This is a genomic window from Agarivorans sp. Z349TD_8, from assembly GCF_050870825.2.
In the GTDB taxonomy this organism is placed as follows: domain Bacteria; phylum Pseudomonadota; class Gammaproteobacteria; order Enterobacterales; family Celerinatantimonadaceae; genus Agarivorans.
The window spans coordinates 2,876,594-2,889,816 of record NZ_CP194037.2 but is presented as its reverse complement, the minus strand read 5'-3'; the positions used below and the strand labels follow the sequence as shown (position 1 = coordinate 2,889,816).

Below are 13,223 nucleotides of genomic sequence, written 5' to 3'. Positions count from 1 at the left end.
GTTTTATGTACCAGTAACACCGGAACAAAAAATAGACCACCTTAAGTTACTGATTTGTTTATATGGTTTTTTGTCTTTTTATGGCCTTGTGTGTCGTTTAAAATAAAATCCTGCAAGTGAGTCGTCTTCCACTAAGTGTATGTTGTTCGTCCTTTTGGTTTGATGAGTGTTGGTGGTTTTGTCGCTCCCATTAAGACAATGAAGAAGAAGGCTGATGCTCTTTGATTCAATACGATGTTGCTTCTAATAATCTTTGCTGTGTAGCAAAACATTAAGCTTGTGAATAAATATATTTATGACCAAAAAATCGCTATTGATTTTAAGATTATTTTTTTGTTGTTTTTTGTATCTATTACCTAGACTAGTTGTATGGCGTCATAACATGCATATAAAGGGTGAACATGCGAATTAACTCTATTCGATTAAAGGCGATGTTTCCAACCGCCTTGCTGGCGGTTATTTTGGTTGGCTTATTTATTTTTTCTAAAGCTATGACTTCTATTCAACAAAAAGCTCTAACCGTTCAGAATGAGCATTATTTTGCAGCGATATCGGCGGTATTAAATGCGGACCGAGATATCTATCAGGCGCGTTTAGCAATCGAAAAAATCTATTGTGGCGAAGGGGCTCTCGTTGAGAATAGAGCTGAATTTGAAGAAAATGCCCAACAGGTACTGGACCGTTTCCATTTATATCGTAAGAATCTTGAAAGTGAACCCGAGTTACTCGCTTCCTACACCCAATTTGAACAGTATTTTCAGGATTGGTACTCTGCGAGCAAACTGGTCATGGCATCTGCAAAAGAGGGGGTTGATTTTGGTCCTAAATTTATTGAGTTGGATCGGCAATTTGGAGTGATTCGGCAGATGCTTGACCAAGCGGGAGAGAAGCTGAATGAACATACTCAGAAATTGGAAGCGGAAAACATCGATCAGGCTACACTGAATCGTTACATTGAAGCTATATCTGAAGTACTGAAAGCAGATGTGGACATCTATCAAGCGCGCTTAGCGATGCAGAAATTGATGATTCACGATGGTCTGCCGCAGCAGAATAAAGCTTCTTTTAAAAAAAATGCCGCTCAAGCCTTGCAACGTTTTCATGCCTATCGTGCTTACTTAATTGATGAGCCTAATTTAACGGAACCTTATCAGGAGCTTGATACCTTGTTTACCGAGTGGCATCACAACAGTATTGCTTTTATTGAATCCACTGAAGTCAAGACTAACGGTGCACTCTCTGAGGCATTAATGCGGCTCGATGAAAAGTTTAAAGTGGTTCGCTCTCAATTAGATCAAGCCGGAGAAGACGTTAGAGCAAAATCCCAAGAGAGTGATGAAATTTTAAGAGAACAGGTGGAAAGTCTAGAAAGTATTGCCATGGTGATCATTATATTAGCTTTTATCGTCGCGATCGGATTTGGTTATTACATGCCTTTGCTGTTGACGCGTAACGTAAAAAATATGGCCAATCGAATTAAAGAAATCGCCGAGGGTGATGGTGATTTAACTGCTCGTATTAATTCCAGCGCTGGTGACGAACTAGGTGACCTCGCTCATGAGTTTGACGGTTTTGTGGAGCACCTACGTTCAATTATTAAAGTGATTCACAATAAAAGTGAGGCCCTAGGAGGGATGACCGAACAGTTTAACGGTGTGTCCAGTGAAGCAAGCGCGATCACCTTGGCTTTAGTGGATGCCTCAAACTCAATTGTGAGTGCCAGTAGCGAAATGAATATGTCTAATCAGCAAATGGCTGAGGTTGCCAAAGATACAGTTAAGGAAGCGAATAACTCCAATCAGCTTTCCAAACAGGGGATTGCCGCGGTCAATACCTCTAATCAAGCCATATCTAGCTTGGTCAATGATATCGAGGTGACCGAGAGTCAATCTATAGAGTTAGAAAAAAGCTCACAAACCATCGCCTCAGTACTGGAGGTGATCCGTAAAATTGCCGAGCAAACTAATTTGCTGGCTTTGAATGCGGCGATTGAAGCGGCTCGAGCCGGAGAGCAGGGGCGTGGATTTGCAGTGGTTGCTGACGAAGTCCGAACCTTAGCGACTCGTACCCAAGACAGTACCAATGAAATTGAGGGCATGATTGAACAGTTGAAAGTAAACGTGGAACGTTCCTCAAGTGCCATTCAAAATAGTCGGAAAAATGCCGAGAGTACGGTTGATAACTTTAGTCAGGTTATTCAAATATTTGATGAGCTTCGTGCGTCTTTTGGGCGGGTTCAGGAAATGGCCGATCACACGGCCCAGGCGACTCAGGAGCAATCGGCAGTCTCCAGCGAAATCAATCAAAATCTTGTTTCGTTAAAAGAGCAAACCGATGGTGTGCAAAATGTCGCGGATGAAATTCAGTCTCAGTCGCATAATATTTCCGATTTATACCAAGAGCTGAACAAGCAGGTGGGCAGCTTTAAGGTATAAAGGCTGAGTCGGCAGGCTTTATTGGCTCGTCCGGCAAGCTGTTTTGTTTTGGCCGGGCAATAAGATGCGCTTGTACCATAGTGGCCATTGCCTGTAAGCCAGCATAAGAGTTTGAGATGGCCAAGTCGCGTGGCACCAATACATAATTGCCACTTCGACAGGCTTGCAGAAAGTTGCAAAAGTTTGCCAGCATGGTATTCATATGCGCTATTTCAGTTGCCGCGCCACCAGCTTGATCGGCGCGATAGGGGGAAAAAATAATGTCGGCATCCAGTTCCGGTAGGCGCTCTACGCTGAGCGAGATACGCTGGCCTGGGTCGATGGCATTGATTAACTCTGGAAAATGAAAACCGGCATCACGTAAGACCTGGCCTAAGGCGCGATAGCTATGGTAAACACTGAGTTTGCCACGTAGTGATTGAAATACCGATGCGGTGATAGTGGCCGAACCGATGCTATTTTTAAGCGCGGCGATTTGCATGGCATAACGGCGCTCTAGTCTGCCAAGTTGAACTTGGCTTGCGGTTAATTTAGCCAGCTTGCGATAGACCTGTGGCGCCCCTTTACTACTATCGATGACCACCGTTGGCGCAATCCTGGCTAACAGTTCAATTGGAGTTGAGCGGTTTTTTTCGGTGATGATCAAATCGGGTTTCAAGCTCACGATTTTTTCCAGATCAAGCTTCGTGGCGCCGATAAAAGAGATTGAACTGTTATCGAAATCAACACCGGTTAATCGTGCACTGGAGCGCAGATAGGGAGTGCCATTACGATTCAGTCGACCATGACTGCCGATAGGCAAAATACCTAATTCAATGAGCGGAATGGTGATATCGACGTCGTAGGTAGACACGAGCCGTTTCGGGTGCACCGGCACAGCTACGCTTCTGCCAAGGTCATCAATATAGAAGGTGGTGGTGAGTGCGAATACATTGCTGTTATTTAAGAAACAGCAACACAGAGTGAATAAAACCGTACGAATTAATTTCAAAATTGATCCCTGCGCATCCAAAGAAGGAAAATTAAACTGGGTGCTCCAAGCACTGACAATATAATCCCCGTAGGTAAGGTGAGTGGGCTAAAGGCGGCGCGGGCGAGGGTATCAGCACTGAGTACCAATAAAGCGCCAATCACGCCACTGCCGAGCAGCAAACTGCGTTCACTGTTGTTTGCCAGCAAACGGGCGAGATGTGGTGCAATTAAGCCAACAAAGGCCATCCCCCCGGCGACCGATACGCTGGTGGCCACTAATAAAACGGCTGCGCAAAAACGCAAACTGGCAATTAAAGATCGGCGCACGCCAAGGCTTGTTGCCAGAGCGTCGCCCAGTGCTTCTATATTTGCCGAGGGGCAGCACAGGATTAATATCAGTGCGCAGCTAAGCAATATCAAGCTGGCAAGTTGCACACTGGACCAGGTTGCCGCCTGCAGATCGCCGGCAAGCCAAAGCATCACCGTTTGTAGATCTTGGGTACTGCTTGAGGATAGCAAAATCAGCATCACCGCGGATAATAACCACGATAAACAAATGCCGATCATCACCAAACGCAGACCGGTACTCTGTTTGGCGAGCAATTTAACCGACAGTCCGGCAGCTAATCCCCCAGCCATCCCCAGTAAGGGGCGCCAAATTAACGCCAGCTCTGAGCGCATCAGTATCACGCTTACAATTGCTAACGCAGCGCCTTCGCGTACCCCCAAAATGGAGGGATCGGCTAAACCATTTCGGGTTAAAGATTGCATCACCGCACCAGCACAGCCGAGCATTGCACCACACAACATGGCTAAGCAGATCCGAGGCGCACGAAACGCATCAAGGATCAACAAATCAGCCCGTTGAGCCGCCGAGCCGTCGAGGCTTCCCAGATGAAAATAGCTCAACAATGTGTCGAAGGGCACAGCTTCACTGCCGGTTAGCAAGGCCGTCATTGCCACCGCAACGAGTGTCATACTCAGCCCCGCCAGGCTGAGTAGCGGCAATAAATGAAATGTGAGTGAAAAAGGACCCGTGCGCAGGGTCAACGCGCTTGCTTTGTTCATCGTATCCGTCTCGTGAAAATCCACATAAACACCGGGGCACCAACCAATCCGGTTAGGGCTCCCGTGGGTAACTCCTGAGGCGAGATGATGCTGGTGGCAGCAAGGTCGGCAGCCAGTAATAAACTTGCCCCGGTAAGAGCAATAAGCAGCATTGATTGCAGCGTGGGACGGGCGTGCACACCTCGCCATATTGAAGGGGAGATTAAACCCACAAAACCAATCGGTCCCACTAGGGATACCGCAGTTCCGCTTAACAGCGCTGCGGCACAAAGGGCAAAAAATCGGGTCAGCTTAACCGAGGCTCCTAAACCTCGAGCCATATTGTCGCCCAGTGACATTGCATTTAATTGCGGCAGTAGTAGCAAGCTCATCAACACCGCCAGGCCGATAAAGGGCAAGCCCGCGAGCACTGTGGATAGCTGCGCACTGGCCCCGTCACCCACTAACCAAAAGCGCAACTCGTCCAGAGTGTTTTCATCCAGTAGCAAGATGGTGGCGCTAATGGCATTCGCGAGAGTGGAAAACGCGATGCCACAAAAAATGAGTTTCAGTGCCTGTAAACCCTTGCGTCCAGAGGAGGCTAGCGTTAATACCATGCTGAACATGATGGCGGCACCAATACTTGCAGCCAGCGGCCGTAAAGGGCCAATTAATGGCACAATTGGAAAGGCCGTCAGGCTTACCACCATTAAGCTGGCACCAGCATTAAGACCTAAGATATGGGGTTCGCAGAGACGGTTAGCCAGCGTGAGTTGCATTAAATATCCGGCTATAGCGAGGCAGATGCCTGCAAGCAGGATCGCCGTAACTCTTGGCAGCCGCAGAGCTATCAATACCCGTTGCTCAAAGTTGTTTGGGTCGTAGTCAATAATGGCATGGGCCAAACTGCTGAAGGGAATATCGCGTGGCCCTTCGATGAGATGTACCAAGCCTAATATGAGCGTGACAAGCAGCATTAAGCTGAGCTGTCCGCTGGTCGTCAAGTGAAGCTGTCGCGGTGGGCTAAGTGCTGATATGTTCATGCGCTTTGGGCTTGGTGTTGATTGGGAGCGGTTTTGCTTAAAAAAATCGGTAAACCAGTTTGGGGATGTGGTACTGCCAACAGTGGCGTTTCGAATACCTGCTCCACGATGGCCGTCGTGCATTGGCTTGGGTGCTCAAGCTGATGGAGGATCTGACCTTGTTTAAGGAACACCAGATGGTCGGTGTATTGCAAGGCTAGGTTGAGATCATGCAATACACAAACAATGGTTCGCCCGTGATGCTTGACTAAATCTCTTAATAATTCAAGCAATTCAACCTGATGGCGCATGTCGAGAAAGCTAGTGGGCTCATCTAGCAAGATCAGCTCGGTTTGCTGCGCTAAGATCATGGCTATCCATACGCGCTGGCGCTGTCCGCCGGATAAACTATCGACCAATCTTGCGGCAAGATGAGTGGTCGCGGTTAACCGCATTGCTTCGGCCACGGCCTGTTGATCCTGTTCGCTCCATTGCTTGAGCAAGCCTTGGTGTGGAAAGCGACCCCGGGCAACTAAATCTTTAACGCTGAGATCTTCCGGCACGCTTGGTTGTTGTGGTAATAAGCCAAGCGTACGGGCCACTTGCTTGCTGGGTATATCAGCTATATTCCGCTGTTGTAAAAAGACAGAGCCTCGCTGGGCTGGTAATAAACGTGAAAGGCTGGCTAACAAGGTCGACTTCCCCGATCCATTGGGTCCCAGTAACACCGTCATTTTTCCGGATGCCAGTTTGAGATTGAGGTTTTTTAGAACGGTATGGCCAGCGTGTCCGGCATCTAAATGTTCAGCACGCAGGATTGCAGGCTCTGAGGTCGGCTGAGCGCGCTTGTCCATTTATTTATCTCCTAGATGGTAATAGTCGTATGTGACATCGATGTTTGCCTAAATTATGTTTAAATTTCATACAAATGGTAACGCAAACGATTCGCATTTTAGTTTCTATTGAGGTGAAAATCACGTAACATTTATGGTCTTGTTAAATTAAGTTGTGGCGATAGGCTGAAAAATAACCCGTTTGCAGTGTAGCCATCGTATAAATGGAATGATCGATGTTATTCAATATTTCTTCTAGACAGGCAGGCCAATGCCGCGTTGTTTTGGGTTTTACTTTACTGGTATGTCCTCGTTTACTGTATGCTGCGACTGAAAGCAGCCTGACCAAGGAAACCTTAGAGCTTACGGTGATGAAGGTTCAAGCCGCTCAAGACCGTTATCGTTTAGCAAACAGTTCGCTGGCGACACGAACAGCCACCTCTTTCATGGACATCCCAAAATCGATAACCGTGGTCAGCCTTCAGCTGCTCAAAGACCGCTCCAGTGACTCCCTGATCGATGCTCTTTCTCATGTGAGTGGCGTGAGCGAAACCAATACCATTGGTGGGAAAGAAGACGCAATTATTCGTCGCGGCTTTGGCTCTAGTCGTGATGGCTCTTTGTTAAGCGATGGTTTAAAGACGGCTTTTCCTCATTCGTTTAATGTAACCACCGCCTATGTCGAAGTATTAAAGGGTCCCTCTTCTACGCTATATGGTGTGCTCGACCCAAGTGGAATGGTAAATGTGGTGAGTAAAAAGCCGCAGCAAATTTTTTCTGCTGAAGTTTGGTCAAAGTATTCTGCCTTGGGGGCGGGGCGTTTTGGCGAAGTATTGGGGGGCGACCTGACCGGGCAGCTCGGCAATAGTGATTTTTCCTACCGGATGATTGGTGAATTTGAAGACAGCGACTACTGGAGAAATTTTGGTCAGAATCGAAACTGGACGATTGCACCTTCGTTGCTTTGGCAAGGAATGAACACCGAAGTGCTACTTTCTTATACCCATCAACAATATTTAGCCCCCTATGATCGCGGCACCATCTTTGATGTGACTCAGGGAGATTTTGTTGCGACAGACCCACGACTTCGTTTCGATGAAGTGTTCTCGGAAATCGAAGGGGACTCGGATCTGGCAAAACTAGCGCTGAACCATCATCTCAATGCAAGTTGGGATGTGGCACTCAATTATGCCTATTCTCAGGATGATTTTGTCGCCAATCAGGTTCGAACTCGAGGCTACGATTCGGCGACCGGCAATGTGACCCGACGGGCGGATGTTCGAGACTATTATAAACGGAGTATGCATGCGGTTCGCAGCGACCTCACCGGCCAGACCGCCAGTCTGGGGGGGCAGCATCATTTATTATTGGGCGCCTCCTTCGACCATGAAACAACTCGACGTTCCAAACTGCAAAACTGTAATACCAACTCAGATTTTAATATTTATGACCCGCTGTATGGACAGATGCAGGGCTGTGATTACAATGCCGAGCAAGCAGTGGGCGAATATGAAACCATAACAACGAGTGCGTTTTATCTGCAGGACCAACTGCACTTAAATGAGCAATGGATAGCTGTTGCTGGATTACGGATGCAGCAGTTTGATATCGATGCTGGTCGAGGCGCTGCGCACAATACCGACTCCAGTGGCACCGCCTTATTACCTAATGCAGGTCTGGTATGGAAGGTGACTGGGGATAGCTCGCTGTATGCTAATGTTGGCCAAACTTTTCGTCCGAATAGTTCAATTGGCAATCCCTACGGTAATTTGGACCCTGAACAGGGCACGGCTTACGAATTTGGCAGTAAGTTTGATCTGGGCCAGCGTTTTAGCATGACGCTGGCGTTTTATCATGCACTTAAGCAAAACGTGGCTTACTCCGAAACGGTGAACGATGAAACGGTTTATCGCACCGCAGGTCAGGTTCGCTCTCAAGGCATCGAATTGGATGTGGCGGGTGAACTTTTCGAGCGATTGCAAGTTGTTGCCAGTTATGGTCTGACGGATGCGAAGGTGTTGGAAGATCCTGACTATGCAGGCAAGCGTTTGGCGAACGTTGCGAAACATACCGCTTCGGTGTGGTTAAGTTATGATCAAGGATCGCTTTTCTCTGGTAAGGGGAGTTTACGTTACGGTGGGGGGCTTCGCGCCGCCAGTAAACGGGCGGGTGACAATAACAACTCTTTTTCCCTGCCAGCTTACAGTGTTGCCGATGTATTTGCAGCCTATACCTTCGAGCGCGAACATCCGATTACTGTGCAATTGAATTTGAACAATTTGTTTAATACCCAATATTACAGCTCGTCTATTGGTAGCTCCGCCTATGCGGTGGCAGTGGGGCAACCATTTCATGCCAGCTTGAATTTGAGCATGGCATTTGGTGATTAGGCACGGGCGCTCTCTGCTATGCTTAAACAGCTGTTGTTGCCTCTACAGAGGCTTAAAACATCTTGTAGTGGGCAGGGGAATAGCCCTTCATCATTGCATCGCTCATCTTTAATAATCGGGGCAGTGCATAGATAAAAAACATTTGATAGCCTTCGCAGAGCTGATTCAGGGCTTTGCCTGGTTCAGCGGCGAGGCTACGATTTTTCGGACAGCCACCTTGACATAGGGCTAAAAAATCACAGCTTTGGCACTGGCTGCAAAGGCTCGCCGATTTATTCGCGGCAAATTGACGTTGCTGTTGGCCGCTGACCATGCTTTGCAGCGAGTCTTGTTGCACATTGCCGAGGCGGTGATCAGAGTAGGCGAAGTGATCACAGCTATAAACTTCACCATCGGCTTCTGCCATCAACTGTTGTCCACAGCTGGCGGCATGGTGGCACATTTGGCTGGGGTAGCCCATCAACAACATCAGACAATTTTCAAAAAATTGCACGTAAACTTGACCCACATCTTGCTCGCTCCATTGGTCAAAAACATCACAAAGAAACTCTCCCCACTGCTTACCATTAAGGCTCCAGTCGTGTTCTGAACGCCGGTCCAAGGGGTGGTCAATACAGGGTTGAAACTGCATGTAGCCGCTGCCATGTTGTTTCAAGAACTGATAGATAGCCTTGCCCTGTTGATAAGTGCGATTATTCACTACGGTCAGGGTATTAAAATCAACCTGATGGGCCTTGAGGTGGGCAATGCCACGCATGGTGCGCTGAAATGACGACTGACCGGAATGATCGATCCGCGCGATATCGTTATGCACTTGGTCTCCATCGATGCTCACCCCGATAAAAAATTTGTGCTCACGGAAAAACTGAGCCCAGCGCTGGTTGATCAGCGTGCCATTGGTTTGCAGAGTGTTGGCCAGGGGGCGGCCCGCCGCATGTTGTTGTTGCAGAGCCACCGCTTGCTGATAGAACTCCAGGCCACGTAACATGGGTTCGCCGCCATGCCAAATAAAGTCGACAGGCTGGCTTGAATCGGGTTGCGATTGAATGTGATTTTTGATCACTTGTTTCAGCTTGGCCTTACTCATTCTGGTGCTGCGCTGCTCGGCTTGCTTAAGGTAGTAGCAATAGCTGCAATCTAAGTTGCACTTTGCACCTTCGGCTTTAATGAATAGGCTATAGGGAACAGATGCTTGAGTTGTCATGGATTACCTCTGGTGAGTTGTCGTTCAGTCGTCCATGAGCCGCAAAGTCCGCTGTTGGTCTGGATTTAACGTTTCGGTAGAGGCTTAACCCTCTACCGAAGCTGGTCAGTTACTTGGCGATAACCGATTTATCTGCCATGCCTATTCCTCCGGCTTTTTGGCGCGGTGGAAAGTCCTTGAGAGATTGCTGGTATTGCACAATTTTGTGTTGCAGGCTTGGTACCACCCAGGTTTTCTCTTTCATCCACAAAAACCAACCGTAGGTATCGGGTGAGCGCTCGTAGGGATCGGCTTTAATGTTTAGCAAAATCCCCAAGGGCCACTCTTTGGCAGGTGCCATCCATTCGGTTTTGGTCTTTAAATGCACTTTCCATTCATCCACTCGAACCGCGTTTAGATCTTGCTCGTTATAGTAGAAGAACTCATGACGATTACTGGGGGCGTCTTTGGTCAGCATGTCGAGTTGGTTGTAGCCATCGAGATGCACTTTGTAGTTGACGCCATTGATGGTTTTACCTTTCAGCAACTGTTGTTTAATGCTGCTGTCTCCGGTTGCCGCCATGATGGTGGGTACCCAGTCTTCGGCGGTCATAAATCCGTCGGTATAGCTGTTCTCTGGAATATGTCCGGGCCAGCTAATCAGCATTGGGACTCGGAAAGCGCCATCCCAGGTGGTGCCTTTTTGGCCACGGAAAGAAGCCGCGCCACCATCTGGCCAATGGTCGAGATTAACTCCGTTATCGGAGGTAAACATCACGATGGTATTCTCCATTTCGCCAAGCGACTCCAGTTTGTCGAGCAATTCACCTACTTGGAGGTCCAGTTCTTTTAAACCGTCATAGTAAACACTGGTTTGGCTACTCCCCTGATGTTCGGCGCGAACATGGGTTTTCTGGTGCATGCGAGTGGGGTTATACCACATGAAGTAAGGTTGTTCGGGTGCCTCTGCGTGCTGTTTATCCAACCATTGAGTGGCAAAGTTGAGAAACTCTTCATCCACCGTTTCCATGCGTTTGGCACCGAGTTTCCCTTGGTCGGTAATGATTTGTTTGCCAACCACACCAAAACGAGGGTCTTCGGTCGGATCAAATTTGTCGGTCGCGATGCTATGTAATACGTTACGCGGGCGGCCCACAAAATTTGGATCTTGTGGATATTCCGGTTGTTCGGGCATTTCCATCACATTCAGGTGATACAAAAAGCCGAAAAACTCATCAAAACCATGCACTGTGGGAAGCATTGAGTTGCGATCTCCAAGATGGTGTTTTCCCACCTGCACCGTCGCATAGCCCTTGGCTTTTAACATTTCGGCGAGGGTCGGATCCTCTTTTTGCAAACCGATGCTGGAGCCCGGTTGACCCACCGACGTTAAGCCAGTGCGAAATGGGTATTGTCCGGTAATAAAGGCGGAGCGGCCAGCGGTGGAGCTTCCTTGTGCATAGTAGTCACTGATCATCATGCCGCTTTTGGCGATGCGGTCAATGTTGGGGGTTTTAATGGCGCCTAAGCCTCGGTGATAGGCCGAAATATCCATGGTGGTGACGTCATCAAGCATGATGGCAACGACATTGGGTTGCTGTGGCGCAGCGTAGGCGCTAAAAGATGCTCCGAGCGCCAGTGCCAGTATAGAACGATTTATGGTCATGTTATTTACCTCTTAATGGTTTGGCGGCGAGCGGTGCGTTGCAAGCAACTGCCTGCAACGTATCGCTCACCAGTTCAGAAGCTCCAAACCGATGTTGGACGAGCCCAGTGTAGCGAAGCTGGTGTTGGTTTGGTTTAATAAGCTTTATTAATATATGTAATAAACGATAGGGGTGGCACTTGCTAATCGTGATGGATGATTCACGTTGAGTTAATTTTTTGAATATTCTTTATGGAGAATTGGTTTTCTATTAAATTATTTAATTCACACTATTCTTTTTTATAGCAAGTTCAGCCGCTTGAATTTGCTAGCCTAGGGCATTCATTTTTTCACTCACAAGCGCTTGTTGTTAGCGACTCAACATCGCGATGCAGTATCCAGGAGTTCATGATGATGCAGTTAGGCAGCAGGTTATCGCTATTCACCATCGCCGTTCTATCCAGTCCTGCCTATGCGGCGGGCTCGTTGGTACAGGAGATGAGCAAGCTCAATGTGGGGACTGCGGGTGCGGGCAGTGCGGTACTTGCCGACAATGCCAGTACGGCCTATAGCAACCCAGCAGCGATGGCCTATTTTAGTGAACGACAGCTGGCGGTAAATTTGGCAGCCATGGATCTTCAGGTGCAATATCACGACCAGCGCAGTTCAGCCCTGGACAGCGCTAATGCGGGCGGCGTTCAGGCTTATGGCTCACTCTATTGGCTTGAGCCCCTTTCTGACACCCTTGCTGTGGGAGCTAGTTTGGTAGCCACCGGCGGCAGTGCTTTGGATTACGGGAAGCAATATGCCGGGGCCTTGAGTTTAAACAGCCTGCAACTATCGGTGTTGCAATTTAACCCTTCACTCTCATATCGCCTGTCGGAGGCGTGGTCGCTGGGTGCTGGTATTCAAGTGGATTACGCAAACTTTGAGCAACAGATGTTTAGGGATCACGCTGTTTTAGAAACCGACTCTTTTGCCTTTGGGTACAACTTAGGTTTGAGCTATCAAATTAACCACCTGCATCGCTTAGGCGCGAGCTATCGCTCTGCGATGCACCACAATTTTGGGGGACATCTGCGTTCCAGTTCTCCTCTGGAAGGCGATGTTGGGATCAATTTGGTTCATCCTGCCCAGTTTGAACTGTCTGGTTTGCACCAACTGAGCCAGCCCATGAGCATGGTATGGAGCCTTGGTTGGGAGCAATGGAGTGCTAACGAAATCACTTATATCGAATTAAATAATCAGCAGCTGGCGGAAAAGAACCGTGATTTCAAGGATGTTTGGTTTGCAGCTATTGGTGGACGTTATCAACTCAATCCGACACTTCGTTTAGAAGCTGGCTTGGGTTACACCAGTTCACCACTGGATGATGCCAGCCGCCAATCGGCAGATCTACCGGTTGCAGAGCAGCATCGTTACAGTATCGGCGCGACTTATCAGTGGAACGAAAAGTTGTCGATGAATGTTTATTATAGCTACGTGGATTATGGCTCGCCGGCGATCCAATCTGGCTTAATGAATGGCTATTTTAATAATCATAATCAGTTTATCGGTGTCACTTTAAATCACTCGTTTTAGCGCCATAAGGGTGAGCGCAACACAAAGGATTCGTCTGAGTCATGCACATCGCTGGTCTAAAATGGGGCTGGCGGCCAGATCAGGCTTGTTGATTTAGCGCTTGCGGCTTATTGAA

The 13,223-nt window shown here is 48.2% G+C and carries 9 protein-coding genes; 3 read left to right on the top strand and 6 right to left on the bottom strand.

Translation table 11 applies throughout. The annotated features are described in order from the left end of the window. Positions 1-401 precede the first annotated feature (401 nt). Positions 402-2,435, top strand: a complete 2,034-nt coding sequence (locus tag ACRRS1_RS13005; RefSeq protein ID WP_432467656.1) for a methyl-accepting chemotaxis protein — start codon at positions 402-404, stop codon at positions 2,433-2,435. Here the strand turns inward: ACRRS1_RS13005 and ACRRS1_RS13000 are convergent. The 4 genes from ACRRS1_RS13000 to ACRRS1_RS12985 are packed head-to-tail and all read right to left on the bottom strand — an operon-like array spanning position 2,425 to position 6,330. Then, positions 2,425-3,426 (bottom strand): ABC transporter substrate-binding protein, encoded by a 1,002-nt coding sequence (locus ACRRS1_RS13000; protein WP_432452747.1) that lies wholly within the window; start codon positions 3,424-3,426, stop codon positions 2,425-2,427. The genes ACRRS1_RS13005 and ACRRS1_RS13000 overlap by 11 nt on opposite strands. Continuing rightward, positions 3,423-4,475, bottom strand: coding sequence for a FecCD family ABC transporter permease (locus ACRRS1_RS12995; RefSeq protein ID WP_432459574.1), 1,053 nt, complete (start codon positions 4,473-4,475; stop codon positions 3,423-3,425). The genes ACRRS1_RS13000 and ACRRS1_RS12995 overlap by 4 nt, the downstream gene beginning before the upstream one ends. Beyond that, positions 4,472-5,497, bottom strand: a complete 1,026-nt coding sequence (locus tag ACRRS1_RS12990; RefSeq protein WP_432459573.1) for a FecCD family ABC transporter permease — start codon at positions 5,495-5,497, stop codon at positions 4,472-4,474. Before ACRRS1_RS12990 ends, ACRRS1_RS12995 begins: the two co-directional genes overlap by 4 nt. Beyond that, positions 5,494-6,330 carry an ABC transporter ATP-binding protein gene (locus ACRRS1_RS12985; RefSeq protein WP_432452750.1) on the bottom strand — a complete coding sequence of 279 codons (837 nt, stop codon included), beginning with the start codon at positions 6,328-6,330 and terminating at the stop codon, positions 5,494-5,496. The genes ACRRS1_RS12990 and ACRRS1_RS12985 overlap by 4 nt, the downstream gene beginning before the upstream one ends. Before the next feature lie 215 nt (positions 6,331-6,545). Between ACRRS1_RS12985 and ACRRS1_RS12980 the strand changes: the two genes are divergently transcribed. Next, positions 6,546-8,699 carry a TonB-dependent siderophore receptor gene (locus tag ACRRS1_RS12980; protein WP_432467657.1) on the top strand — a complete coding sequence of 718 codons (2,154 nt, stop codon included), beginning with the start codon at positions 6,546-6,548 and terminating at the stop codon, positions 8,697-8,699. A 52-nt stretch (positions 8,700-8,751) separates the two neighbouring features. Here ACRRS1_RS12980 and ACRRS1_RS12975 read toward each other — a convergent pair whose 3' ends face one another. Both ACRRS1_RS12975 and ACRRS1_RS12970 read right to left on the bottom strand, forming a co-directional pair. Beyond that, positions 8,752-9,903: an anaerobic sulfatase maturase gene (locus tag ACRRS1_RS12975; protein ID WP_432467658.1), complete on the bottom strand. Its 1,152-nt coding sequence runs from the start codon at positions 9,901-9,903 to the stop codon at positions 8,752-8,754. A gap of 109 nt (positions 9,904-10,012) precedes the next feature. Continuing rightward, on the bottom strand, positions 10,013-11,548 hold the full coding sequence (locus ACRRS1_RS12970; RefSeq protein WP_432459570.1) for a sulfatase-like hydrolase/transferase: 1,536 nt from the start codon (positions 11,546-11,548) through the stop codon (positions 10,013-10,015). A 387-nt stretch (positions 11,549-11,935) separates the two neighbouring features. On the opposite strand from ACRRS1_RS12970, the gene ACRRS1_RS12965 reads away from it, so the two are divergent. Continuing rightward, positions 11,936-13,108 carry an OmpP1/FadL family transporter gene (locus tag ACRRS1_RS12965; RefSeq protein ID WP_432452754.1) on the top strand — a complete coding sequence of 391 codons (1,173 nt, stop codon included), beginning with the start codon at positions 11,936-11,938 and terminating at the stop codon, positions 13,106-13,108. Positions 13,109-13,223: the final 115 nt, after the last annotated feature.

Bases quoted from the DNA above. Each gene is read 5' to 3' on its own strand.
- ACRRS1_RS12970 (WP_432459570.1), bottom strand. From the start codon at position 11,548: ATGACCATAAATCGTTCTATACTGGCACTGGCGCTCGGAGCATCTTTT.
- ACRRS1_RS12975 (WP_432467658.1), bottom strand. From the start codon at position 9,903: ATGACAACTCAAGCATCTGTTCCCTATAGCCTATTCATTAAAGCCGAA.
- ACRRS1_RS12990 (WP_432459573.1), bottom strand. From the start codon at position 5,497: ATGAACATATCAGCACTTAGCCCACCGCGACAGCTTCACTTGACGACC.
- ACRRS1_RS12985 (WP_432452750.1), bottom strand. From the start codon at position 6,330: ATGGACAAGCGCGCTCAGCCGACCTCAGAGCCTGCAATCCTGCGTGCT.
- ACRRS1_RS13005 (WP_432467656.1), top strand. From the start codon at position 402: ATGCGAATTAACTCTATTCGATTAAAGGCGATGTTTCCAACCGCCTTG.
- ACRRS1_RS12965 (WP_432452754.1), top strand. From the start codon at position 11,936: ATGATGATGCAGTTAGGCAGCAGGTTATCGCTATTCACCATCGCCGTT.
- ACRRS1_RS12980 (WP_432467657.1), top strand. From the start codon at position 6,546: ATGTTATTCAATATTTCTTCTAGACAGGCAGGCCAATGCCGCGTTGTT.
- ACRRS1_RS12995 (WP_432459574.1), bottom strand. From the start codon at position 4,475: ATGAACAAAGCAAGCGCGTTGACCCTGCGCACGGGTCCTTTTTCACTC.